Here is a 24,148-nt window from a genome sequence, read left to right as displayed (position 1 = left end):
GCAAGACCGGTTCTCGGCCGCGCAACGTCACCATCGCTCAAGTCCAACAATCATAAAGTCCCAGGGAGAAGCCCAATGAAACTCACCACCTTGAAATCCGCCGGTATCGCCGCCCTGGCCCTGTCGCTGCTCGGCAGCGCATCGGCCCTGGCCCAGGATGCCGCAGTCAAGGACGCCACCGTGGCGTTCCTCATGCCCGACCAGGGCTCGACCCGCTATGAGGAGCATGATCATCCCGGTTTCGTCGCCCAGATGAAGAAGCTGTGCGAGAGCTGCAAGGTGCTCTACCAGAACGCCGACGCCTCGATCTCCAAGCAGCAGCAGCAGTTCAACTCGGTGATCACGCAGGGCGCCAAGGTCATCGTGCTCGATCCGGTCGACTCGGCCGCCGCCGCCTCCATGGTCAAGCAGGCGCAGAGCCAGGGCATCAAGGTCATCGCCTATGATCGCCCCATTCCCGATGCCAAGGCCGATTTCTACGTATCCTTCGACAACAAGGCGATCGGCAAGGCCATTGCCGAATCTCTCGTCGAACAGCTGAAGGCGACCAAGGCGCCGACCGAGGACACCGGCGTGCTGCAGATCAACGGCTCGCCGACCGACGCGGCCGCCCGACTGATCCGCGACGGCATCCATGAAGGCCTCAAGGACAGCGGTTACAAGACCCTGGCCGAATTCGACACGCCGAACTGGCTGCCCTCCAACGCCCAGCAATGGGCCAGCGGCCAGATTTCCCGCTTCGGCAAGAAGATCGTCGGCGTGGTCGCCGCCAATGACGGCACCGGCGGTGGTGCGATCGCGGCCTTCAAGGCCGCCGGCGTGGACCCCGTGCCGCCCGTCACCGGCAATGACGCCACCCTGGCCGCCCTGCAACTGATCATCGCCGGCGACCAGTACAACACCATCTCCAAGCCGAGCGAGATCGTCGCCGCCGCTGCCGCCGATGTCGCCGTCGAGCTGCTCGCCGGCAAGACGCCCAAGGCGGAGGCCACCTTGTTCGACACGCCCTCCAAGCTGTTCGTGCCGGCCATCGTGACCTCGAAGAACCTGAAGGCGGAGATCATCGACAAGAAGATCGCCACGGCCGACCAGCTCTGCGGCGGCCGTTATGCCGAAGGCTGCAAGAAGCTCGGCATCACGCAGTAAGCCTGCCGTCGCCCCCGGCCGCCTGCGCGGCCGGGAGATCATGACACAGGCGCGAACTTAACGGGATGACACGGGATTGAAGGGCCGATCCCCTCAGCTCCATCAGGGGATGGAGCGGGATCGACCATCTTCGCCCTCCATCTCGCCCGATGTCGCCAAGAGGGTCGATCTGAGATCGACCCTCCGGACTTCCGTACCGCGACGCAGCGCGAGGCCGGGCCCTATTGCCCTGCCCCGCCCGACAGCCAGGCATTCCCGATCCCTCTATGAAAGGACCCCGGCATGACTGACCTTTCTGCCAGTTCCGCACCGGCCACCGCGCCAACGGGCGAGCTCATTTTAAGCCTGCGCAACGTCTCCAAGCATTTCGGCGCCGTATCGGCCCTGACCGATATCGAGCTCGACGTGCATGCCGGCGAGGTGGTGGCGCTGGTCGGCGACAACGGCGCCGGCAAGTCGACACTGGTCAAGGTCCTGGCCGGCGTCCACCAGCCGAGCTCCGGCACCATCACCTTCCACGGCAAGCCGGTGACGCTCTCGACGCCGAGCGACGCCCTCAATCTCGGCATCGCCACCGTCTTCCAGGACCTCGCTCTGTGCGAAAACCTCGACTCGGTCGCCAATATCTTTCTGGGACGCGAACTCGAACCCTACCGGCTCGACGAGGTCTCGATGGAGATCAAGGCCTGGAAGCTGTTGAACGAATTGTCGGCCCGCATTCCCAGCGTGCGCGAGCCGATCGCCTCGCTTTCGGGCGGACAGCGCCAGACCGTTGCCATCGCCCGCTCGCTGCTGCTCGAGCCCAAGATCATCCTGCTCGACGAGCCAACGGCGGCGCTGGGGGTCGCGCAGACCGCCGAGGTGCTCGACCTCATCGAACGCGTGCGGGACCGCGGCCTGGGCGTGGTGATGATCAGCCACAACATGGACGACGTACGCGCCGTGGCCGACCGTATCGTGGTGCTCCGGCTCGGGCGCAACAACGGGGTGTTCTATCCCCATGATTCCCATCAGGACCTGATCAGCGCCATCACCGGCGCCGCCGAGAATTCGGTGTCCCGACGCGCGACGCGGCGTCAGGCACAGACCGAACAGAGCCAGGAGAGCCAGCCATGACCAGCAATATCGAGCAGGGTCGCGCAGAACCGGGCCCTTCCAAAACACCGCTCGACCGCGCCGATGTGCGGGTGAAGCATGACGACAGCATCGGCGGCGCCATCAGCGCCTTCCTGGAACGGATACGCTCCGGCGATCTCGGCTTCCTGCCGGTGATCGTGGGCCTGATCCTGATCTGCATCGTCTTCCAGAGCCTGAGCCCGGTCTTTCTCTCGGCCAACAATCTGGTCAACCTGCTATTCGACTGCTCGACGGTCGGCGTGATCGCGCTCGGCATCGTCTGCATCCTGATGCTGGGCGAGATTGACCTGTCCGTCGGCTCGGTGAGCGGCCTGTCGTCGGCCCTGCTCGGCGTGCTCTGGGTCAATCTGAACTGGCCGGTCCTGCTGGCCATCCCCGCCGCCATCCTGGCCGGCATGGCGATCGGCGCCGTCTATGCCTTCCTGTTCAACCGCTTCGGCATGCCGAGCTTCGTCGCCACTTTGGCGGGCCTGCTTGCGGTCCTCGGCCTGCAGCTCTATCTGCTCGGCTCGACCGGTTCCATCAACCTGCCTTACGGCTCGGAGGTGGTGAATTTCGGCCAGACCATGACGATGCCCGACGCGGTGGCCTATGTGCTGGCCGCCATTGCCGGCGCGGTGATCTTCTATGCCGATTTCCGCACCGCATCCCGCCGCCGCGAGGCCGGGCTCTCCGCCCGCCCCTTCGCCTTCATCGTGCTCCGCGCGGCCGCGATCACAATCGCGCTCGAACTCGTGGTCTTCTATCTCAACCAGGATCGCGGCGTGCCGTGGATGTTCACCTTGTTCGTCGTGCTGGTCGTGGTGATGAACTATGCCCTGACGCGCACCAAGTGGGGCCGCTCGATGAGCGCGGTCGGCGGTAATCGCGAGGCGGCGCGGCGTGCCGGCATCAATGTCCGCTTCATCTATGCCTCGGCCTTCGTGACCTGCGCCGGCCTGGCGGCGACGGGCGGCATCCTGGCCGCGGCACGCCTGGCTTCCGCCAGCCAGCAGGCCGGCACCGGCGAGGTGAACCTCAACGCCATCGCCTCGGCGGTCATCGGCGGCACCAGCCTGTTCGGCGGTCGCGGCAGCGCCTATTCGGCCCTGCTCGGCATCATCGTCATCCAGGCGATTTCGAGCGGGCTGACGCTGCTCGATCTGTCCTCGTCGCTGCGCTACATGATCACCGGCGCCGTGCTCGCCATCGCCGTGATCGTCGACTCCCTCGCCCGCAGGTCTCGCGTCTCCCACGGCCGCGCCTGACCTTTTCCCGAGCCGACGAGCCCTTATCGATCAAGGGCTTGCCGGCTGTTCTTTTCCTATTTTCCTTGTTCGTCGGCAAAGGCGGAGACGCCTTTCCGAAGATCTCTCCAGGAGACGACCATCATGCAACAGGATCCCAACAGCCAGAATTTGTCGGGGCAGGATTTTTCCGGCAAGGTCGCAGCCATCACCGGCGCAGCTTCGGGCATCGGCCTCGAATGCGCCAAGGCCCTGCTGGCGGCCGGCGCCCGGGTCGTCTTCGTCGACCGGGCCGAGGACGCCCTCAAGACGATCTGCGAGGAACTCGGCCCCAACGCCATTCCGGTGGTCACCAACCTGCTCGACCCGGCCAGCGTGTCGCGCATGATGCCTCAGATTCTCGACAAGGCCGGCCAGCTCGACATCTTCCATGCCAATGCCGGCTCCTATATCGGCGGCGAGGTGGTCGAGGGTGACCCCGACGCCTGGGACCGCATGCTCAATCTCAACATCAATGCCGCCTTCCGCACGGTGCGCGAAGTGCTGCCGCATATGGTGGAGCGCAAGACCGGGGACATCATCGTCACCTCGTCGGTCGCCGGCATGGTCCCGGTGGTGTGGGAGCCGATCTACACCGCCTCCAAGCATGCGGTGCAGGCCTTCGTCCACACGGTCAGGCGGCAGGTCGCCAAGCACGGCATCCGCGTCGGCGCCGTGCAGCCCGGCCCTGTGGTCACCGCGCTGATCAGCGATTGGCCCAAGGCCAAGCTCGACGCGGCCCTGGCGGCCGGCGACCTCATGCAGCCGACGGAAGTGGCGGCGGCGGTGATGTTCATGCTCAGCCGCCCCCGCAACGTCACCATCCGCGATCTGGTGATCCTGCCCCAGGCCAATGATCTGTGAAAGATCGCCGGGAATGGGCGCTGCTTCCTGAACCGTAGTGTAGCCCCTCACCCTTACCCTCTCCCCGTAAGAACGGGGCGAGGGGGCGCAAGCGTTGCGATTGGTTTTTGGAGTTTTCATCTCGCCCGACCGTTGGGCGAGACAACGGGCTTTCGGAATGGAACTCGATGTCGAAGTCCCCTCGCCTCGCCACCTGCGAGGAGAGGGTAAGGGTGAAGGGCAGCACTGCTCTCGAGCAGAGCATGTGTTCTCGCCCAGGCCCGATGCTCCCCTGCGAGACGATCAGGCCTGCCGGCGCACCATGTCCAGGAACCTCGACAGGCTGGGGCTGGGTTCGTCCGCGCGCCGCGCGAGATAGAGCGGTGCGGTCAGCCGCGTCGTGCCGTCGAGGCGCCGATAGACGATGCCGTTCGTCTCCAGCTTCGCCATGGACGCCGGCACGATCGAAATGCCGAGGCCGGCCGAGACCAGGCTCAGTGTCGAGACCATCCTCGGCGTTTCCTGTCCCACCATCGGACTGAATCCAGCCGCGCGGCAGGCCGCGATGATGTCGTCATAAAGGCCGGGGCCGGAGGGGCGGCGATTGAGTACGAAGGTCTCGTTGGAAAGAGCGGCGAGCGGCAGGCGTTGCCGGCGCAGGGAAGCAGCGGCAAGCGGATGATGGTCCGGCAAGGCAACCAGCATCTCCTCGACATGGAGGGGTTCGACAAGGAGCCCGTCAGGCCTTGCAGCCGGCGCACGGACGAAGGCCGCATCCAGCCGGTCGGCGCGCAGCAATCCGATGAGATCCCCGGTGCTGCCCTCCTCCAGTGAGAGGGCGATGCCGGGCGCCGCCTCGCGCAGCCCGCGGACCACGGCGGAGACCAGCGGATGGAAGGCCGCCGAGGTCGTATAGCCCACCGCAAGCCTGCCCTGTTCGCCGCGTGCTGCCCGTCTGGCTGCCTCCAGGGCCGCATCGACATCCTGCAGGACGAGCCGGGCCCGCTCCACCAGCACCCGCCCCGGCTCGGTCAATCGGACACCGCGGGGCAGGCGCTGGAACAGGGGCGCGCCGACTGCGCGCTCCAGCACGCGGATCTGCTGGCTGAGCGGCGGCTGCTGGATGCCGAGCCGCTCGGCCGCACGTGTCACATGCCCTTCGTCGGCGACCGCGACGGCATAGCGAAGATGGCGCAGTTCGATCATGTCATATTCCATGGATATGGATATTGCAGCTATCATATATTGGACATGATGGATCAGGAAGCCTAGCGTCCGCGCAAGTTCTCCAAGCAAGGCCCGACTCCATGGATGCTGCAAGCCCTTCCCTCTCGGTGGAGAGAAAATCCCCTGACATTGCCGACCTCTTCTGTGGCTTCCTCACTCTGGGCCTCATCGGCTTCGGCGGCGTGCTGCCGCTGGCGCGCCGCATGGTCGTGGAAGAGCGCGGCTGGCTGAGTGCGCAGGAATTCGCGGATCTCCTGGGCCTGTGCCAGTTCCTGCCTGGGGGCAACATCATCAACATGTCCGTCGCCGTCGGCTTGCGTTTCCACGGTGTCGCCGGCGCCGGCGCCGCCCTCCTCGGCTTGATCGCCGCCCCGACGGCAATCGTCATCGCTCTGGGGATGCTCTATGACCGCTTCCAGGCCGATCCACATATCCACCATCTCTTCGGAGGGCTTGCCGCGGCCGCGGCGGGGCTGCTCATCTCGATGGCGATCAAGGTCGCCCGGCCGCTGCGCCGCGACCCCGCCGGCATCCTGATCGCCTGCGCCTGTTTCCTGGCTATCGCCGTACTGCGTCTGCCGCTGCTGGCCACCATGCTCGTCCTGGCGCCTCTCGGCATTCTGCTGGCCTGGAGGAAGGCGTGATGGCATCGACCCTGCTCTCCCTCGCTTCGATCTTCACGCAGCTGTCCCTGCTCGCCTTCGGCGGCGGCAATACCATCCTGCCCGAAATGCACCGGCAGGTGGTCGACATTCATCACTGGATGTCGGCCCAGCAATTCGGTGCGATGTTTGCCCTGGCGCAGGCCGCTCCCGGCCCGAACATGATGATCGTGCCGCTGGTCGGCTGGCATGTCGCGGGACTGCCGGGCGTATTGGTGACCTCGCTCGCCAAGTTCGGCCCCTCCTCGCTCATCACCGGTATTGCCCTCAGGCTCTGGGATCGCTTCCGTGACCGGCCCTGGCGGAAGAAGGTGCAGGCAGGCCTGCTGCCGATGACGGTGGGGCTGGTCACGGCGAGCGCCGCGGTGATCGCCGAAGCCTCAGCCGGAACCTGGCTGCTGGCCGGCATCATCGCCGTCTCCGCCTTTCTCACCACGACGACACGCATCCATCCCTTGCTAGTGCTGGCGGGAGGCGCCGCGGTCGGACTGAGCGGGCTTACCCAAATCTGAGGCGAGGACGACGAAGAAGGCTTTCGATCATGGCGACACCGGCATCCGATACGCTCGATCCCCTGCTGCGCGACCTCCTGGCCTGGTTGTCGCGCTGCGACCGCCCCTATGCCGAGGTGATGGACGCCTGGCGGACCTCCTGTCCGCGCCTGCCGGTGTGGGAGGAGGCCAATGATCGAGGCCTGGTCTCCCGCAACCGGATCGACGGCGCCGCCATGATCGGCCTGACCGAAGCCGGCAGGCTCCTTTTGCGGCAGGAAGACGGTGTCCGATCCGCCGCCGGCTTCGGGTTCTAGCCCAGGGCTACGCCGCGGGCCTCCAGGAATGACAGCAGCCACGGCTCGCCCAGAAATACTTCCGCCTGGAAACCGGCCTGCCTTGCAGCGTCCACATTGGCGGGCAGGTCGTCGAAGAAGATGCAGCCGGCAGGATCGATGCCGGCCTTCTCGGCCACCACCTGAAAGGAACGCAGCGAAGGTTTTTCATGCCCGATCTCATGACTGAGGAAGGGCTCGAAACCCGCCAGCACGCCGCCCGATGCCTCGCGCACGAAGTCCCAATGTTCCTGATTGGTGTTGGAGAAGATGATGACCCTGTTACGCTTCGCCAGGCGCTCCATGACGGCGAGCATCGAGGGATTGATGGCGAGATGGCAACTCCAATCCTCGACGAAAACCTCCCACGGCGCCTCATATCCACCGGTCTCCGCCAATTGCTGGTGAAACAGGCGGATCGGCGTTCCCGTTCCCCAACGCGATTGCCGGAACAGGTTCAACACGTCCCCGGCCGAGCAGGAAGGGCGGCATCGCGAAGCCAGGCGTTCGAACAGGACGGCATTGTCATGCTCGACCACGACACCGCCGAGATCGAAGACGAGCGCTTGGAAAGGCGACGACGACATGATGCCTCCTGCTTTCGACCGAATCCAACGCAAGGACTAGAAAAGCATTGCGGCGCCGATAGGTTCATCGGCGCCGCGCGATCACCTTTCCCATGTATCCGGTCGAAGACGTTGTGGAATTGGCAGAGGTACACAGCGGCGTTGGCCTTGCTACACTGCTTCCGTAGAGCAGCCATCGGTGGTTCGGTGATCCCTCCCGCGCGATAGCTTCCGACGCGCCTGGAAACTTAGCGTTCGCCGGAGCAACACTGCATGGCTCCAACCTTAGTCCGCCCATGTCACGGTAGAGTTACGCTTGTGGACGTTAGTTCACCATGCCGTGCAATGACAGGGCAGAAGACCGAAATCGGAATGAAAGCAAAAACGCTATCGATCGAAGCCATGAATAGGGAGGAAACCGTGCACGCCACCAAATCTTGGAACTGGCGGATATCCGTTGCCGCCGTATGCGTCATCGCCTCTGGTCTTGCCGCATATGCAGGTGGTGGAAGGCTCGTTAGGGAGAACGACCTTCAAGCCTGCAAGGAAAACCGAAAGCAATTTTGTCCTCAAAGCGCACCTGGAAAGGCCGGCGCCTGTTTGCGCGAGCACATGGCCAAACTAACCCTCGCATGCCAAGCCAAGATCCGAGCGAATTCGTCGAAATAATGAACCGAGTTAGGGGGCGCCGCCCCCCTGGACTGAAGGGGCAGCGTCACACATGAAATGCCTTGTCCACCAGCTGTCCGGATCCAAAGATCGGATAGCTGAGAATGGCCAGAGCAGGCTCACTCCTCATGCAGGCTCGAGAGCGGCAGCCCCTCGAAGCGCTTCAGCGTGTCCAGCACGATCGAGGTCTTCACATGCTGCACGGAATCATGGGGCAGCAGTACGTCGTTGACGAAGCGCGACAGGCCGGCGAGGCCGCGCGTGGCGACCTTGAGGTGATAGTCCATCTCGCCGGTCAGAGCGTAGGCCTCCAGCACTTCGGGCAGGTCGTTGACCAGTTGGGCGAATTTACGCGCATTGTCACGGTTGTGGGTGGCGAGCGTCACGGAGATCACCACCAAGAGGTCGAGCCCGACCTTATGCGGATCGAGGCTGGCCTGATAGCCGCAGATCACCCCTGACGCCTCCAGGCGGGAGCGCCGGCGCGAGCATTGCGAAGCCGATAGCGCGATCTTTTCCGACAGCTCGATATTGGTCAGCCGGCCGTCGCGCTGCAGCTCCCGCAGAATTCTGAGATCATAGGCATCGAGATCGATCATTGCACCATTTCAAACTTTCATGCGCGATCCGTGCATAGATTTGCTATGACCTATCAAGAATGCAAGCACATTGCGCGATGATCCTGGCAGAATCCCTCTCAATGCGGAGGGCGCCTGGCCGCCCTCCTGACAACCAGGAGGAAATTATGGGTCCCTTCCCGCACGATGCACCGCCCGCGGCGATCACACCCGAAAATCCCGCGGGGACCGACGGCTTCGAATTCGTCGAATTCGCCCATCCCGAATCCGCCAAGCTCCAGGCGCTGTTCACCAGCATGGGCTATGTGCCGGTCGCCACCCACAAGACCAAGGACATCACGGTCTGGCGGCAAGGCGACATCAACTACATCGTCAATGCCGAGCCCGGCAGCCACGCCATGCGCTTCGTCGAGACCCACGGGCCCTGCGCGCCCGCCATGGCCTGGCGCGTGGTCGACGCCAAACATGCCTTCGAGCATGCGGTGGCGCGGGGCGCCACCCCCTATGAAGGCAACGACAAGACGCTGGACGTGCCGGCCATCGTCGGCATCGGCGGTTCCCTGCTCTATTTCATCGACGCCTATGGCGATAAAGGCTCGGCCTATGACCGCGAATTCGACTGGCTGGGCGAGCGCGATCCCAAACCGGCGGGCGTCGGCTTCTATTACCTCGACCACCTGACCCACAATGTCTATCGCGGCAACATGGACAAGTGGTGGGCCTTCTACCGAGACTTGTTCGGCTTCAAGCAGATCCACTTCTTCAACATTGACGGCCGTATCACCGGCCTCGTCAGCCGCGCCATCACCTCGCCTTGCGGCAAGATCCGCATCCCGCTCAACGAATCCAAGGACGACACCAGCCAGATCGAGGAGTTCCTCAAGAAATATCATGGCGAAGGCATCCAGCACATCGCCGTCGGGACGGAAGGAATCTATGACTCGGTCGACAAGCTGGCCGCCAACGGCCTGAAGTTCATGCCGGGCCCGCCCGACACCTATTACGAGCGTTCCCATGCCCGCGTGAATGGCCACGACGAACCGATCGGGCGCATGAAGAAGCACGGCATCCTCATCGACGGCGAAGGCGTACGCGATGGCGGCATGACCAAGATCCTGCTGCAGATCTTCTCCAAGACGGTGATCGGCCCGATCTTCTTCGAATTCATCCAGCGCAAGGGCGATGAGGGCTTCGGCGAGGGCAATTTCCGCGCTCTGTTCGAGTCGATCGAAGAGGACCAGATCCGGCGCGGCGCCCTGGCGGCGGAATAGGATCCTTCGGCGCTCGCCTGGTTCGCCGACGCCAGCCTGGCACGGGCCCGCCGTCGCGTCTCGGTGGGCGTGGCTCGTGTCATCCTGCACAGTGTCTTGGCCGCCCTCCCCCTAGAAGAGCCACAGAGCAAAGCGCGTTCATGCCTGAACGCTTGTTTGCTGCGCAAGGACAGGGAACGCCATGACACGCAACGACATCGCCGAGACACTTTTTGCCAGTTTCCTGCTCGGGCTGGCGGTCCTCTTGCTGCTGTCCTCCGGCGTTCTGGCGGCCGAACCTTTCACCAGTGCCTATACCCATTTCGACACCGCCAAGTGCCCCCACCAGCCGGGGAACGACGAAGAGGATTACGGCAGCTGGCGCTGCCCCGGTTATCGCGGCCTGCCCATGCGGCTCTCCGCCGGCGACCAGCGCATGTTCGTCAGCTTCGGTAAGCCTGGCGCCCATGATCTGGCTGCCAGCGAAACCTTCACCGGATTCAACAGCGCCGATCATGGCACGGTGGAATGGCGCCTTGCCGCCGGCGAACGGCAGCCCTTCGCCACCATCCTGCAATGGCAGGTGATGACGGAAGCGGACCACCAGGCGGAGGCCAAGAGTCCCTCGCCGGCCTCGGGCCGCGTCCTCGTCGTCACCAGGCTGGGGAAGGACGGCACCTGTCACGTCGGTTATGTCGACGCCCGCGCCAATGCCGGCACAGCCAACGCCCTGGCACGTAAAATCGCCGACGAGCAGGCTCGTTCCTTCCGCTGCGGCAAGGACAAGCCGGTCGTGCTTGGAGCCGTCTCATCCGGCTTGAGCCTGCCTGGCAAAGCGCGCTGACGACCGTTCTTCAGGCCATTCCAATTCCCTTGGATATCTTCCCGGCTGGTGCTTCACCCTGTCGGCTATCCGTGCCAAGCTGCGCCCTTCGATCGAAGCCCACGAAGATCGGGCGCTTAACGGGAACGTCAAAGGGAGACGCCGCGTGGGCCGTTCCTTCCGCGCCGATGCCGGGCTGCCGCAAGAGCTTGCGGCATGAATTACGAGTTCGAGTTCGCTGACGTCTTCGCCTATTGGCCGGAGCTCGCGGCCGGCGCCCTGCATACGCTGGTGCTGTCGGGACTGGCCATGGCGATCGGCATGGTCGTGGCGGTGGTCGGCGCGCTTGCCAAGACCTCAGGGCCGCCCCCGCTGCGCTACGCCGTCGACGCCTATATCGAGCTGATCCGCAACACTCCCTTCCTCATCCAGGTCTTCATGATCTTTTTCGGCCTGCCCTCGGTCGGCCTGCGCCTGTCCTCGAACAGTGCGGCACTGCTGGCACTGGTGGTCAATGTCGGCGCCTATGGCATCGAGATCATCCGGGCCGGCATCGAGAGCATTTCCAAGGGCCAGATCGAGGCCGGCAAATCGCTCGGCCTCAAGCCGCTGCAGATCTTCCGCCTCGTCATCCTCAAGCCGGCCATCCAAGCGATCTATCCCTCGCTGACCAGCCAGTTCATCCTGCTCATGCTCAACTCCAGCGTCTGCTCAGCCATCGCCGCCGGCGAGCTGACGGCCGCGGCAGGCGACATCCAGTCGCGCACCTTCCGCAGCTTCGAGGTCTATTTCGTGGCGACCAGTATCTATCTGGCGCTTTCGATCGTGTTCTGGTGCCTGTTCGCCGGCATTGAGCGCGCCTTCCTGCGCCAGCCGAGCCGGCGATAGGAGGCAGCATGCGCACCCTCGGCGAAGCCGACATCCTCTATATCCTGCTGGCCTTGCGCTGGACGCTGCTGCTTTCGCTGGTCGCCTTCATCGGCGGCGGCATCGGCGGCCTTCTGGTCGCCCTGGCGCGCACGGCCGAAATCCGGCCCCTACGCTGGCTGGCGCTGGGCTATATCAAGCTGTTCCAGGGCACGCCGCTGCTGATGCAGCTTTTCCTCGCCTTCTTCGTGCCGGGCATTTTCGGCATCGACGTCAATCCCTGGACGGCAGCGGCGATCGGCCTCTCCCTGAACGCCAGCGCCTTTCTCGGCGAGATCTGGCGCGGCGCCATCGAAGTGGTCCCCCCAGGCCAGAGCGAGGCGGCCCGGGCACTCGCCCTCACCTATCTGCCGCGCATGTTCAAGGTGGTCATCCCCCAGGCCGTGCGCATCGCCATTCCGCCGACCATCGGCTTCCTGGTGCAGCTCATCAAGGGCACCTCGCTTGCCTCGATCATCGGCTTCGTCGAGATCACCCGCGCCGCCCAGATCATCAACAACGCGGCCTTTCGACCCTTCACCATCTTCGGCCTGGTGGCGCTCGCCTATTTCCTGGTGTGCTGGCCCCTGTCGATCTGGAGCCGCGCTCTGGAGCGGCGGCTGACGGTCGCCAGACGCTGAGATTTTCGATCAAGGAGAAAACGATCATGGCTTCGACAGATCCGATTTCGCGCCGACGGCTGGGGCTGTATCTGGCCGCGGGCATGGCCACCCTGGCCCTGCCTCTTGCAGCCGGGCCGGCGGCCGCCGCAACGCCCGATGAAATCAAGGCGCGCGGCAAGCTGATCGTCGGTGTCCTCACCGACTATCCGCCCTTCGGCGGCACCGATGCCGAGCAGAAACCAGCCGGGTATGATGCCGATGTCGCGGCCCTGATGGCCAAGAAGCTCGGCGTCTCGCTGGAACTGGTGCCGGTGACCGGCCCCAACCGCATCCCCTATCTGCTCACCAACAAGGTCGATCTTTTGATCGCCACCTTCGGCATCACGCCCGAGCGCATGAAGCAGGTGCTGTTCTCCAACCCCTACAGCACGCTGACCACCTACATCATGGGTCCGAAGGACCTGAAGGTGACCAAGCCCGAGGACCTCGTCGGCGTCACCGTGGGTGTCGCCCGCGCCTCGACGCAGGACATCACCGTCTCGCAGATCGCCCCTCCCGGCACCCAGATCATGCGCTTCGACGACGACGCCACCACCACCCAAGCCCTGATCTCGGGGCAGGTGCAGTCGATCGGCGCTTCCAACACCGTGCTTGCCCAGCTCACCAAGGACTATGCCAGCCTCGGCATCGAGGCCAAGTTCAAGATGAAGGAGCAGGCCAACGGCATGGCCTTCCGCAAGGCCGACACCGCGTTGCAGGAATGGTGCAACGGCTTCATCGGCGAGATCGTGGCGGACGGGCAGCTCAGCCAGATCAACCAGAAATGGTTCGGCGCACCGCTGGCTCCGCTGCCGCCCATGCCGAAATTCTGATGATCCCACTTTCGTAGACCGATCGACCCATCGACCTCGACGCCATCGCTTGCAGGCGGGTCTCCGGACCCGCCTGCAAGCGATGCGTTCCCCATAAGAAGCCGTTGAGGAAACCGACAGACTTGGTATAGGCAACGAAAGTCCCGGCGCTCCCGGCTCGATCACTGCATAAGGGGCCTGACCTGGCCGAGAAAAGACAGCGAAGCAACGAAAGTCTGCCGTGGCAATTTCCTCCAAAGCGACGACCCTGACCTACGCCCCCGACGACATCGTCATTCGTTCCGCCCTGCATCGGGGATTGCTGCAGATCGGCCTACCGCGTTTTGCCTTGCGCAAGGCTGCCAAATGGTCGCGTCACCGCTATGGGCCGCGCGACGATTTCATGCGGGCCCTGGTCAAGCAGCGCTTCGGCATCAGCGTGGGCAAGTATAGCTATGGATACCGCCCTCTCTGCACCAAGCAATCCAAGATCGCCGAGATCGGCGCTTTTTGTTCGATCGCGACCGAAATCAAGGTTTCCGGCGGCAATCATCCCCTCGATCTCGTCTCGACCAGCCCCGCCACCTATCTCAAGGGCTGGGGCATCGTCGACGAAACGATCGATCGCCATTATCCCAAAAACCAGCCGATCGTGATCGGACACGATGTCTGGATCGGCATGGGGGTGACCCTGATGACCGGCATCACCATCGGTCATGGCGCCGTGATCGCCGGCGGCGCGGTGGTTACCAAGGACGTGCCTCCCTACGCCATTATGGGCGGAGTGCCTGCCAAGCTGATCCGCTACCGTTTCGATGACGCCACCATCGAAAAACTGCTCGCCAGTGCCTGGTGGACTTGGCCGGACGAAGCCCTTCAAGCCAAGGCATCCCTCTTGCGAGACCCGGCCGCCTTCCTCGCCGCGCTTTAGACGCCCGGATTGGGCAATGTGAATGCCTTGGACCGATGGTGGGATATTCTCGCCCCACACATCGCTATGATAACCAGGGTATTATCTTAACGCCTTGGCGGAATAAATCAGCGGACTCACAACTCCGAAATCGAGCATGACGACTGTTGTAATCACCCAACCTATGCTGTTCCCCTGGCCGGGCTTTTTCGAGCAACTCGCCTTGGCGGATGTCTATGTTTATTTGGATGATGCTCAGTTCTCGAAAGGAAGCTTTACCAACCGCGTCCAGGTCAAGGTGGGCGATCAGGTCAAATGGATGACCATTCCCCTTGCCGGCGGCGGCACCTACAAACCCATCATGGATCTGGATGCAACCGCGGCCGATTGGCGGACAACCCACCAGTCGCTCCTCAAGCAATCGCTCGCCGGCGCCTCCCACGCGCAGGACGCGATCGACATTCTCAGCAAGTCGTATGAGCGAGAGAAACTGTGCGACGCCCTGATCCAGAGCATTGAGCTGTCCGCGGCCTATATCGGCATCGGGAAATCGCGCAAGATCACGCATAGCAGTGAGCTGGATATACCGGGCTCCTCATGGAAACGCGTGCTGGACATCGTCCTCAGTCTGGGCGGGACGCGCTATCTCACCGGGCATGGCGCCGCGCGATATATGGACCATGAGGCGTTCGAGGCGAGCGGCGTGAGCGTCGAGTATATGGACTACAGCCTGACGCCCTGGCCGCAAGGCGATACCGCCTTTACACCTTATGTCTCCATTCTCAATCTGATCGGCCATGCCGGGCGGGATGCCCATCAATATCTCAAACCCCGAACCACGCCTTGGCGTGAATTCCTCGCAAAGCAAGCGCCATGACGTGTCGGCAGTCCGCTCCATTGTCTCATGTGCTCATGGCAGTGCCATAGGACAGCCGCATACTCGTCAGGGACTTTCGATCACCTTCTTCCTGGAAAACACAGTCGAGCGGACAGGAATGCGACATTGAAGCATGTAAGCTTGAGATCTCCGGAAGAGAGTGATTTCGAATTTCTCGCTTCGCTTCGCAGAGATTCCACGCTGCAGGCCCTGCTTCTCAATGTGGTGGCGTCGACGGATGACGGCGCGGTCGCCGAATGGCTGGAACGCCGGAAAACCGACCCCAATGGCTGTTTCATGGTGATTGCGGACAGCGAGACGGACGAGCCGATCGGCTTTGCGCAGATCACCAACATCCACCATCGCAACCGGCATGGCTTTGCCGGCATCGTCATTGCGCAAAACGCCCAAGGCAGAGGCCTGGGACGCATTGCAATGGAGAGCCTCGTTGCCATGGCGAAAGAAAAGCACCACCTGGAAAAAATACTTCTGGAAGTCAGAGCGGATAACCTCGTCGCGCGCTCCCTCTATGAATCCATAGGGTTTAGGACTGTAGGAACATTACGAAGCCATTTTCGTACGGAAGACAATTTGTATGATGTCGTATTGATGGAGAAACAATTATAAAACTATATTTAACTTGAGCAATTTTATACTCTAGCCCCTTTAAACAGGGCTGCAACCTGCCTGATGGCAACACGAGTGATCTTCCCCACCCGGGCAACTCTTTTTCCGACATAGAAAAAAGTAATTCCCCTCAGGGCGAGCCTCCTTATTCCACGAAATCCGGCTTCATCAATATTGTGGAGGCAAGCCTTCCAATAGGCTCGTCGCAGCCGGATAAGATGCATGGCCGGCACGATCCTCATCGAGCGATTGGCCTCCTTCCAGATGACCCTCTGAGAAAATTGAGCCTCAGGTGCCATCGCAACGGCTCTGCGTATGAAAACCGGATACATCACCAGATGATCGGATCCCCAGGGGTCCGGATAGGCCCGATTTACATAATCCAATATTTCCCGCAGGGCTTCCGTCCGCCACATGCCGTAGAACCAGCTTGCATGGGACTTATAAAGAAGGTCGGAGATCTGTCGCAGTTGCGACCCCCGCAGCTCTCGGGGACGTGCGACGGCAACAGGCCTGTCGCTTCGATAGGTCATCACGGTCGGAACGGCCAGCAAGGCATCCGGCTTGCGATTAAACGCCTCGACCAGTCGCTCGACATAATCGGCCGAGGACAGATCATCATGCGCACGCCATAGAAATAATGGTGTCTGCGCCGCATCTACCAGGCCGCGGAAATTCTTGACAGGCCCGACATTCTCCGGTCGGCGCAAATATGTAATTCTATCGTCGGTTACTGCATATCGCTCGACGATGGCCTGCGTGCCATCCGTTGAAGCATTGTCTGATATAATAACGCGAATGTTCCTGTATGTCTGATTCAGTAAACAATCCAGACATTCCGCAATCATGTCTTCTGCATTATAGATAGGGATCCCTATAGTTACGCAGGGCTCTGACATGTTGACGGGCTCCACCGGACATCAATCGCTGCATCTCCTATTCCTTTGCCGCAATGCCCGCAACTGGCAATTCAGGCACCGGCCCCGCCTTTCTGATCGCGCTGGCGTCGCTTAGTCGGCCGCGGTATGTATCGCCCGCCACTCATATAGAGCCGAGTCCCCGTGATCATTGCTCCCGAACGCATCCCCGTCGCAGGCCCCTCCATCACAGACAGAGAAGCGGAGCTCGCCGCCGAGGCGGCCCGTACGGCATGGTACGCCAACCACTATGCCTACAATGCGCGTTTCGAGCGCATGATGGCCGACTATGTTGGCGTGAAACATGCCGTCAGCGTACCACATGCAACGGCAGCCCTGCATCTCATCCTGGCCGCGCTCGGCATCGGCCCGGGCGACGAGGTGATCGTACCCGACGTGACCTGGATCGCCTCGGTTGCGCCGATCACCTATGTCGGCGCCGAACCCGTGCTCGTCGACATTCTGCCGGACACGTGGTGCATCGATCCCCGTGCCGCGGAGGCTGCCATCGGTCCCAGGACCAAAGCAATCCTGGGCGTGGATCTCTATGGTTCCATGTGCGACTGGCGGGCTCTGCAGGACATTGCCGACAGGCACGGCATCCATCTCATCGAAGATTCGGCCGAGGCCCTCGGCTCCCGCTATCACGGCCGCCGGGCGGGCAGCTTCGGGCGGGCGGCAGCCTTCAGCTTCCACGGCTCGAAGACCGTGGCCACCGGCGAAGGCGGCATGCTGGTGACCGATGACGACGACCTCCACCAGCGCGTGCTCTGCCTGCGCGATCACGGCCGCGCGCCCGGCGATCATCGCCTGTTCATCAACCAGGAGATCGCCTTCAAATATCGCATGAACGGCGTCACGGCGGCGCTCGGCGTTGCGCAGATGGAACGCATCGACACGCTGATCGCCCATAAGCGCGCCATTTTCGGCTGGTACCGGCAGCGGCTCGGCGGGCTGAACGGCGTCACCCTCAACGCCGAGCCCGAGGGGAGCGAGAACTCCTTCTGGATGGTGACGGTGGTGCTCGATCCTGCGCTCGGTCTCGACAAGTTCAGCCTGATGGCCGAATTCGACAAGCGCAACATCGATACGCGCCCCTTCTTCTCGCCGCTGTCGAGCATGCAGGCCTTCGCCGATCGCCCGTCGGCCAAACGCCTGGTGACGCCGCATGACAAGGGGCAGGCAATCGCCAAACACGGCATCAATCTGCCGTCGGGCTACAATATGACCGAAGACAAGGCTGATATCGTCGCTGGCGCCTTGCGGGAAATTCTCGCAGGCAGGGCCTGACGCTCATGGCGGCGGCACAGCCCTCACGCCGCTGATCGATGCCGCGAGAGCGCCTTGCCGCTCCTCTCCCGAATGGCCCTCCCTGGGATTGAACGACAACAACACAAGCCACCCAGCCTGTTCGTTTCGGCGCTTTTATCGCCTCTGAAAAGTAAATCGATATAACTTCCGCAACGGATGCGTCGATTCAATTTCGTACTGGACAGCGGCGAAATTGTTTGTAGCATCCTACCTCGTTAACAAAGACGCTACTGAGGTTGTGGGCGCCATTTCTGCCAGGCGTTGCTTCACATAGTAACCAAGTGCAGATTTCGCTTGCGAAAGCTTGGCGTTTCGAGAAATCGGTGAACGGGGGAAGAAGCATTGCTTCTTCCCCCGTTTTCGTAGTCGGCCTTTCAGGTTCGAGGAATCGCTTTACCAAAATACCGCTTGTCATTCGGCGACAACCGAGAGGCACGGCATTGCGGTATGAAGGAGCGCGTATTTCCACTTTTGCTGCCGTTCCGTGATCGCCAGCGCCTTCTTCAATGGTACGGCCTTGCCGATGGTCACGATCGCGTCCGCAACGCGCTCGGAGCCTTGAATCGGGCTCTCGCTGAAAGGAAGAATCGCGGTGCCGGCCGAATGAGCCCAGCCGAATCCGCGCGAACGTTGCCTCTGTCGACGATGGATAACGCCCTCTCCTAAAGAGGTATCCGGATCGACTTCCTGTCGGCGGCCAAACCTGCTAGATCTATTCCAATCTATGCATTTACCTAAAAATGCCCTGCCCTCGCCCGCTGCGGGGCTCACGCGCTATTCGCGCCCTTCTAGCCAATCCGTCAAATTCGACACGTCATATTTGACGGAGTGTGCTCCTAGCGCCGCCCGTCTAGATTGACCTTGCGAACGGCGCAGCGATCTCCAAACAGATCCCCTCCATGCTGTGCTGTTCGCACCTTCGCTCGGTTCTCTCGATACCCTCCCAAGCCCGCGCAGCGGGCTTCTTTTTGTGATCGGCAAGACGGACAGAAGTTTGAAATTTCGAATGATATCAACTTGGTAGGCTGTTTTTAACCCAGAACGGTTTGGAAGATCATTGGCATTTTGAGGCCTGACAATGGCGCTCTCTCCCTTATCGTCTCCCCTGAACGACCGGCAAAATCGCGAGCCGGACCAGCCCCGTGAAATCCAGCCGCTCGCCGAGCCCGGCCATCCGGCGAAGTTTATAGCCGACGTCTTTCCCTTCCAGGCCAGGGACCCGCCAGCCCCCTCTTTCCATCCCTGTTTTCCCTGGCTTGACACCCCCTCCGGCCGGCGCATTGCTGGCCGGTTTCCTCCTCCGACCAAGAAAGTAGCCTGACGTGGAAGCTCGCCTCGATCCTCTCGCACTCGACAGAATGTTCCATGCGCTCGCCGATACCAGCCGTCGCACCATGGTCGATCGTCTTGCCCGCGGACCAGCCTCTGTCAGCGAACTCGCCCTCCCCCTCTCGATGGGCATGCCCGCGGTGCTCAAGCATCTCGGCGTGCTCGAAGCCGGGGGTATCGTCGTCTCCGAGAAGGCCGGCCGTGTGCGCACCTACCGCATGACGCCGCATGCCTTGGCCCTGGCCGAAAGCTGGGTCGCCGAACGGATGGCCCTGCACGACCACGCCGTCGATCACGCCGTCGATGATGCTCCCCTGCCGGTGAAGCTGCCGGAACGCTCCCTGGTGGCGCAGATTCGGTCGGTCGAAGCCAGATAGGCCTCCCCTGCCAAGGAGAGCCGGGGCGGGCGCCGTTCAGGTGCCCGCCCGTTTCGACGTGATGAACGCCACGAATTGCCTGAGTTCGCGGCCGACATGCTCCGCAACCGGGCAATTGGGCTCAAAGCCCCACCAGGCGAGCGAGCCCTGCCATTGCGAAGCCATCAATTGGCCAAGCCCCTGGCGCCTGCCGCCCTGCTCAGCCAGACAGGTATCGAGCACGCTGACGAGCGTATCCCGCCAGCGCGCGCCCCGCGCCCGCAACAGGGGATCGCGCAGATCCTCCCTCAGGATCAGCAATCCTTCGGCGTAGGATTCGATGGCGCCGTAGTCGCTGGAAAGAGCTACCAGCAGATCGACCGCGCCCGCCGGCGTGCGGTCAATACCGGCCGCCAGCTGCGAGGTTTTTTCGTCCAGACGATCCCAGGCATGGAGCAAGGCTGCCTGCTTGAGCTGCGCCTTGCTGCCGAAGCGCTGCACCAAGGTTGCGGCCGCCAAACCACAAGCCTGCGCCAATCCCGCAAATGTCAGAGCCTCAGGCCCTTTGGTGTGCAGAAGCTGCAGGGCAGCCTCCAGCACGGTCTGATCAGGCAACGTCTTGGGGCGAGTCATCTTGACATCCAATTATAAACGAATGATCATTTATATATAGGTTTGAGCTCCGGGAAAAGATGCTCGCCTGCGAAACCGGGAGTACTCCATGCTTGACGGAAAGATTGCACTGGTTGCCGGCGGCACGCGTGGCGCCGGCCGGGGCATTGCCATCGAACTGGGGGCTGCAGGCGCGACGGTCTACGTCACCGGCCGCAGCACACGGAGGCAACGCTCGGAGTATGACCGGCCGGAAACCATCGAGGAGACGGCTGAATTGGTCAAGGCGGCCGGCGGCCGGGGCATCGCCATCCGTGTCGACCATCTCGTACCCGACGAGGTGCGCGGCCTGGTGAACCGGATCCGAACTGAACAAGGCCGCCTGGATATCCTCGTCAACGACATCTGGGGCGGCGAGAAATTGTTCGAATGGAACAAGGCTGTCTGGGAACACGATCTCGACAAGGGATTGCGCCTGCTGCGCCTGGGCATCGACACCCATCTGATCACCGCGCATCATGCCCTGCCCCTGCTGATCGAACGCCCCGGCGGGCTGCTTGTGGAGATGACGGATGGAACGGCCGGCTACAATGCCGACCATTATCGTCTCTCGCCCTTCTACGATCTGGTCAAGTCAGCCGTGATCCGTCTTGCCTGGGCGCATGCCAAGGACCTTGCCAAACACGGTGCCACCTCGGTAGCGCTCACCCCGGGCTGGCTGCGCTCGGAAATGATGCTGGAGGCTTTCGGTGTCACGGAAGAGAATTGGCGGGATGCCACGGCAGCGGTACCGCATTTCGTCATTTCGGAAACGCCCCGCTTCGTCGGCCGCGCCGTAGCAGCCCTCGCGGCCGATACCGAAAAGAATCGCTGGAACGGTCAGTCTCTTTCGAGCGGACAGCTGGCGCGAATCTATGGTTTCACCGATCTTGACGGCTCCCAGCCCGACGCTTGGCGCTACATTCCGGAGGTCGAAGAAGCCGGAAAGCCGGCCGATGCGACCGGTTATCGATAGGACGTGTCGTCAGTTATGGTTTTGACCTTACCGCCTACGGCGCGGCGCCTTTGGCCGATTGGCGCGTTGCGTATCGTAGCAAGCAGAGAGGCTTGCGTCCTCGCTCTTCCGCACACTTGCTTGGCAAGTGCGGACACACTCGGCCAAAATCGCTCCCGTCCGACCCGAAACCATAACTGACGACACGTCTTAGGTTCCTTCATGGCCATGCCTGCCTCCGCCGAAACCACAGGATCTGCCCGCGGCATCCTGGCCATGATCATCGCGATGGTGAGCGTGCCGACCGTCGACGGCATCGCCAAATATCTGAGCGCGGACTATTCGCCCTTCTTTATCGGCTGGGCGCGCTACGCGGTCGCCGGCCTGGCGGTCCTGCCTCTCTCGGCCCTCCTCCATGGCCGGAAGATGTTCCCATCGGAGCATCTCGCCTCCCATGCCGCGCGCACCGTCTTCCTGGTCGCCGCGATGACGCTGTATTTCCTGGCCATCGCCCGCATCCCCTTGGCGACGGCCCTCTGCGCCTATTTCGTCGGCCCCATCCTGGCGGTCGCGCTTTCGGTCGTCGTGCTCAAGGAACGCCTGACCCTGACCAAGGGCACCAGCCTTGCCTTGGGCTTCGTCGGCTCGGTCATCATCCTCCAGCCTGGCGGCGCCATCGAACCCGGCATCCTGCTCGCCCTTGCCTCGGGCATCTGCTTCGCCTTCTACCTGATCACCACCCGGCGGGCGGCACAGCGGAGCGACCCCGTCAAGACGCTGGCTTTCCAATGCCTCGTCGGTGCGGCGCTGCTCACGCCGCAGGCCGTGCTTTCCTGGTCCGCGCCCGCCGCCGATCATCTCCTGCTCTTCGCCGGCCTCGGGCTGATCTCCGCGGTCTGTCACCTGCTCTCCATCGTCGCCTTCCGGCTCGCCGATGCCTCGACCCTGGCACCCCTCGTCTATGCCGAACTCGTCGGTGCCGCGATCGTCGGCTATCTTGCCTTCGGCGATATACCGGATGTGGTGACGCTGCTCGGCGCGGCCTTCGTCATTGCGGCCGGGCTCGTCTTGCTGTTGCGCCCGTCTGCTGTCTGACACGCGGCGAGGCAGCAGCAAGACCCGGGCTATTCCCCAGCAAATATCCAGGGTTGTCGCGGGCCAGACGAGCCAGTTTACTCGCATCATCACGAATCTCGGCACCAGCCGGGACGCCCATAGGGGAAGTCCACATGAAGCCCGCACTGAGACTGATCGCCCTCGTCCTCCCGCTCACGGCCGGCCTTCTGAGTGGTGCTGCCCGCCCTGCCCTGGCCGAGACCGTGCTTCACAAGGGCAATGGTGCCGAAGCCCAGACTCTCGATCCGACCCATAGCTCGATCATCGCCGAGCAGTTCATCCTCAAGGACCTGTTCGAGGGTCTCACCATTTTCGATGCTGCCGGCAAGATCGCGCCGGGGGCGGCCGAGAGTTGGACGATCTCTCCCGACGGCCTCGTCTATACCTTCAAGCTGCGCCCCAACGCCAAATGGTCGAATGGCGATCCGGTCACGGCCGCCGATTTCGTCTTCAGCTTCCGACGGCTCGAGGATCCCAAGGAAGCCGCCAGCTTCGCCAATCTGTTCTATCCGATCAAGAATGCCGAAGCCGTGAACAGCGGCAAGGCCGGCGTCGACACGCTGGGCGTCAAGCCCCTCGACGACAGGACGCTGGAGATCACGCTGGAACGGCCGACGCCTTATCTCCTGCAGCTTCTCGCCAATCAGGCCGCCCTGCCGGTGCATCGGGCCTCGGTCGAGAAGCTCAAGGCGGATTTTGCCAAGCCGGGCAATCTGATCTCCAACGGCGCCTATGTCCTGACCGAGAACCTCGCCAATGATCACGTCACCCTGGTGAAGAACCCGCATTACTGGGATGCCGCCAATGTCCGCATCGACAAGGTAATCTCCTATCCGATCGACGACCAGGCCGCCGCCCAGCGGCGCTTCCTGGCGGGCGAGCTCGACATGACCTTCGAGTTCGCGGCCGATCAGCTGAAACTTCTCAAGGAGAAAGTGGGCGATCAGGTTCATGTCTCGCCCAACCTGACCAATGAATACTATGCCTTCGACACCCGCACCCCGCCCTTTGACGATGCCAGGGTTCGACGTGCCCTGTCGATGGCGGTCGATCGCGACTTCCTGGCCGAGAAAATCTTCTCTGGCACGCGCGTCGGCAGCTACACCTTCGTCCCCTCGGGCTTGCCAGGCTATACGCCCGCCAAGCCGGACTTCGCCGACAAGCCACAGCTCGACCGCGAGGACGCCGCCAAGGAACTGCTCAAGCAGGCCGGCTTCGGTGAAGGCGGCAAGCCGTTGAAGCTCACCATCCGTTTCGGCACCAACGACAATAATCGCCGGATCGCCACCGCCGTGGCCGATATGTGGAAGGCGCTCGGCGTCGAGGTTTCCCTGCTCAACTCGGACAGCAAGTCCCACTACGCCTTCCTGCGCGACGGCGGCAGCTTCGAAGTGGCACGCGCGGCATGGGTGGCCGACTATGCCGACGCCGAAAATTTCCTCGCGCTACCGACGACGGCCAACAAGGCGTTCAACTATTCCCATTTCGCCAGCCCGGACTATGACGCGCTGGTCGCCAAATCCTATGCCGAAACCGATCCGGCCAAGCGCCTGAAGATCCTGGAGGATGCCGAAGCGCTGCTGGCGCGCGAGCAGCCCGTCGCCCCCCTGCTCTCCAACGCCGATCTCTGGCTGGTCTCGAACAAGGTGAAGGGATGGCAGGACAACGCCGCCAACGAGCACCTGACGCGGTTTCTCAGCAAGGAAGAGTGACGAAGTCGCCGAAGG

The 24,148-nt window shown here is 62.6% G+C and carries 25 protein-coding genes; 20 read left to right on the top strand and 5 right to left on the bottom strand.

Annotated elements, in window-relative coordinates; genetic code table 11:
- Window positions 1-75: 75 nt before the first annotated feature.
- The 4 genes from J8I29_RS22300 (at window position 76) to J8I29_RS22285 (ending at window position 4,412) form a co-directional block, all read left to right on the top strand.
- Window positions 76-1,146 (top strand): sugar ABC transporter substrate-binding protein, encoded by a 1,071-nt coding sequence (locus J8I29_RS22300; RefSeq protein ID WP_209433335.1) that lies wholly within the window; start codon window positions 76-78, stop codon window positions 1,144-1,146.
- Between the two features lie 282 nt (window positions 1,147-1,428).
- Window positions 1,429-2,262, top strand: a complete 834-nt coding sequence (locus J8I29_RS22295) for an ATP-binding cassette domain-containing protein (protein ID WP_105862153.1) — start codon at window positions 1,429-1,431, stop codon at window positions 2,260-2,262.
- Window positions 2,259-3,530 (top strand): sugar ABC transporter permease, encoded by a 1,272-nt coding sequence (locus J8I29_RS22290; protein ID WP_209433334.1) that lies wholly within the window; start codon window positions 2,259-2,261, stop codon window positions 3,528-3,530. The genes J8I29_RS22295 and J8I29_RS22290 overlap by 4 nt, the downstream gene beginning before the upstream one ends.
- A 123-nt stretch (window positions 3,531-3,653) precedes the next feature.
- A complete protein-coding gene (locus J8I29_RS22285; protein ID WP_105862155.1) occupies window positions 3,654-4,412 on the top strand; it encodes an SDR family oxidoreductase in 759 nt (252 codons plus the stop codon).
- Window positions 4,413-4,694: 282 nt separating this feature from the next.
- Here the strand turns inward: J8I29_RS22285 and J8I29_RS22280 are convergent, their stop codons facing one another.
- A complete protein-coding gene (locus J8I29_RS22280; protein ID WP_209433333.1) occupies window positions 4,695-5,597 on the bottom strand; it encodes a LysR family transcriptional regulator in 903 nt (300 codons plus the stop codon).
- 101 nt (window positions 5,598-5,698) lie between these two features.
- Between J8I29_RS22280 and J8I29_RS22275 the strand changes: the two genes are divergently transcribed.
- Genes J8I29_RS22275 through J8I29_RS22265 form a run of 3 tightly spaced genes read left to right on the top strand, consistent with a single transcriptional unit; the run spans window position 5,699 to window position 7,088 of the window.
- Window positions 5,699-6,262 carry a chromate transporter gene (locus tag J8I29_RS22275; RefSeq protein ID WP_209433332.1) on the top strand — a complete coding sequence of 188 codons (564 nt, stop codon included), beginning with the start codon at window positions 5,699-5,701 and terminating at the stop codon, window positions 6,260-6,262.
- Window positions 6,262-6,792, top strand: a complete 531-nt coding sequence (locus tag J8I29_RS22270) for a chromate transporter (RefSeq protein ID WP_209433331.1) — start codon at window positions 6,262-6,264, stop codon at window positions 6,790-6,792. The genes J8I29_RS22275 and J8I29_RS22270 overlap by 1 nt, the downstream gene beginning before the upstream one ends.
- A gap of 29 nt (window positions 6,793-6,821) precedes the next feature.
- Complete coding sequence (locus J8I29_RS22265) at window positions 6,822-7,088, top strand: hypothetical protein (protein ID WP_209433330.1); 267 nt, start codon at window positions 6,822-6,824, stop codon at window positions 7,086-7,088.
- On the opposite strand, the gene J8I29_RS22260 is transcribed toward J8I29_RS22265, so the two are convergent.
- On the bottom strand, window positions 7,085-7,693 hold the full coding sequence (locus J8I29_RS22260) for an HAD-IA family hydrolase (RefSeq protein ID WP_105862159.1): 609 nt from the start codon (window positions 7,691-7,693) through the stop codon (window positions 7,085-7,087). The two genes, J8I29_RS22265 and J8I29_RS22260, sit on opposite strands and share 4 nt — an antisense overlap.
- A gap of 767 nt (window positions 7,694-8,460) precedes the next feature.
- The gene (locus tag J8I29_RS22255; RefSeq protein ID WP_209433329.1) at window positions 8,461-8,940 is read right to left on the bottom strand and encodes an Lrp/AsnC family transcriptional regulator; all 480 of its coding nucleotides are present in this window, start codon (window positions 8,938-8,940) and stop codon (window positions 8,461-8,463) included.
- Window positions 8,941-9,086: 146 nt separating this feature from the next.
- On the opposite strand from J8I29_RS22255, the gene hppD reads away from it, so the two are divergent.
- The 8 genes from hppD (at window position 9,087) to J8I29_RS22215 (ending at window position 15,786) form a co-directional block, all read left to right on the top strand.
- On the top strand, window positions 9,087-10,190 hold the full coding sequence (hppD, locus tag J8I29_RS22250) for a 4-hydroxyphenylpyruvate dioxygenase (protein WP_209433328.1): 1,104 nt from the start codon (window positions 9,087-9,089) through the stop codon (window positions 10,188-10,190).
- Window positions 10,191-10,371: 181 nt separating this feature from the next.
- Window positions 10,372-11,013 (top strand): hypothetical protein, encoded by a 642-nt coding sequence (locus J8I29_RS22245; protein WP_209433327.1) that lies wholly within the window; start codon window positions 10,372-10,374, stop codon window positions 11,011-11,013.
- 195 nt (window positions 11,014-11,208) lie between these two features.
- Window positions 11,209-11,880, top strand: coding sequence for an amino acid ABC transporter permease (locus J8I29_RS22240; RefSeq protein ID WP_209433326.1), 672 nt, complete (start codon window positions 11,209-11,211; stop codon window positions 11,878-11,880).
- Window positions 11,881-11,888: 8 nt separating this feature from the next.
- A complete protein-coding gene (locus J8I29_RS22235; RefSeq protein ID WP_105862163.1) occupies window positions 11,889-12,539 on the top strand; it encodes an amino acid ABC transporter permease in 651 nt (216 codons plus the stop codon).
- A 26-nt stretch (window positions 12,540-12,565) separates the two neighbouring features.
- Window positions 12,566-13,393: a transporter substrate-binding domain-containing protein gene (locus tag J8I29_RS22230; RefSeq protein WP_209433325.1), complete on the top strand. Its 828-nt coding sequence runs from the start codon at window positions 12,566-12,568 to the stop codon at window positions 13,391-13,393.
- A gap of 220 nt (window positions 13,394-13,613) precedes the next feature.
- Window positions 13,614-14,303: a CatB-related O-acetyltransferase gene (locus J8I29_RS30325; protein ID WP_209433324.1), complete on the top strand. Its 690-nt coding sequence runs from the start codon at window positions 13,614-13,616 to the stop codon at window positions 14,301-14,303.
- Window positions 14,304-14,439: 136 nt separating this feature from the next.
- Window positions 14,440-15,159, top strand: coding sequence for a WbqC family protein (locus J8I29_RS22220; protein WP_209433323.1), 720 nt, complete (start codon window positions 14,440-14,442; stop codon window positions 15,157-15,159).
- 126 nt (window positions 15,160-15,285) lie between these two features.
- Window positions 15,286-15,786 carry a GNAT family protein gene (locus tag J8I29_RS22215; RefSeq protein WP_209433322.1) on the top strand — a complete coding sequence of 167 codons (501 nt, stop codon included), beginning with the start codon at window positions 15,286-15,288 and terminating at the stop codon, window positions 15,784-15,786.
- Window positions 15,787-15,809: 23 nt separating this feature from the next.
- On the opposite strand, the gene J8I29_RS22210 is transcribed toward J8I29_RS22215, so the two are convergent.
- Window positions 15,810-16,685 (bottom strand): glycosyltransferase family 2 protein, encoded by an 876-nt coding sequence (locus J8I29_RS22210; RefSeq protein ID WP_209433321.1) that lies wholly within the window; start codon window positions 16,683-16,685, stop codon window positions 15,810-15,812.
- Window positions 16,686-16,847: 162 nt separating this feature from the next.
- On the opposite strand from J8I29_RS22210, the gene J8I29_RS22205 reads away from it, so the two are divergent.
- Both J8I29_RS22205 and J8I29_RS22200 read left to right on the top strand, forming a co-directional pair.
- The gene (locus tag J8I29_RS22205; RefSeq protein WP_105862169.1) at window positions 16,848-17,993 is read left to right on the top strand and encodes a DegT/DnrJ/EryC1/StrS family aminotransferase; all 1,146 of its coding nucleotides are present in this window, start codon (window positions 16,848-16,850) and stop codon (window positions 17,991-17,993) included.
- Between the two features lie 1,379 nt (window positions 17,994-19,372).
- Window positions 19,373-19,720, top strand: a complete 348-nt coding sequence (locus tag J8I29_RS22200) for a metalloregulator ArsR/SmtB family transcription factor (RefSeq protein ID WP_105862170.1) — start codon at window positions 19,373-19,375, stop codon at window positions 19,718-19,720.
- 36 nt (window positions 19,721-19,756) lie between these two features.
- Here J8I29_RS22200 and J8I29_RS22195 read toward each other — a convergent pair whose 3' ends face one another.
- Window positions 19,757-20,332, bottom strand: coding sequence for a helix-turn-helix domain-containing protein (locus J8I29_RS22195; protein WP_209433320.1), 576 nt, complete (start codon window positions 20,330-20,332; stop codon window positions 19,757-19,759).
- Window positions 20,333-20,420: 88 nt separating this feature from the next.
- Between J8I29_RS22195 and J8I29_RS22190 the strand changes: the two genes are divergently transcribed.
- The 3 genes from J8I29_RS22190 to J8I29_RS22180 all read left to right on the top strand — a co-directional run bounded on the left by J8I29_RS22190 (window position 20,421) and on the right by J8I29_RS22180 (window position 24,133).
- Window positions 20,421-21,326 (top strand): SDR family oxidoreductase, encoded by a 906-nt coding sequence (locus J8I29_RS22190; RefSeq protein ID WP_209433319.1) that lies wholly within the window; start codon window positions 20,421-20,423, stop codon window positions 21,324-21,326.
- Window positions 21,327-21,527: 201 nt separating this feature from the next.
- Window positions 21,528-22,400 carry an EamA family transporter gene (locus J8I29_RS22185; protein ID WP_209433318.1) on the top strand — a complete coding sequence of 291 codons (873 nt, stop codon included), beginning with the start codon at window positions 21,528-21,530 and terminating at the stop codon, window positions 22,398-22,400.
- A 152-nt stretch (window positions 22,401-22,552) separates the two neighbouring features.
- Window positions 22,553-24,133 carry a peptide ABC transporter substrate-binding protein gene (locus J8I29_RS22180; RefSeq protein WP_209433359.1) on the top strand — a complete coding sequence of 527 codons (1,581 nt, stop codon included), beginning with the start codon at window positions 22,553-22,555 and terminating at the stop codon, window positions 24,131-24,133.
- Window positions 24,134-24,148 lie beyond the last annotated feature (15 nt).

The sequence above is a fragment of the Labrys sp. LIt4 genome (genome assembly GCF_017813775.1).
In the GTDB taxonomy this organism is placed as follows: domain Bacteria; phylum Pseudomonadota; class Alphaproteobacteria; order Rhizobiales; family Labraceae; genus Labrys; species Labrys okinawensis_A.
This window is presented reverse-complemented; position numbering and strand designations above follow the sequence as displayed.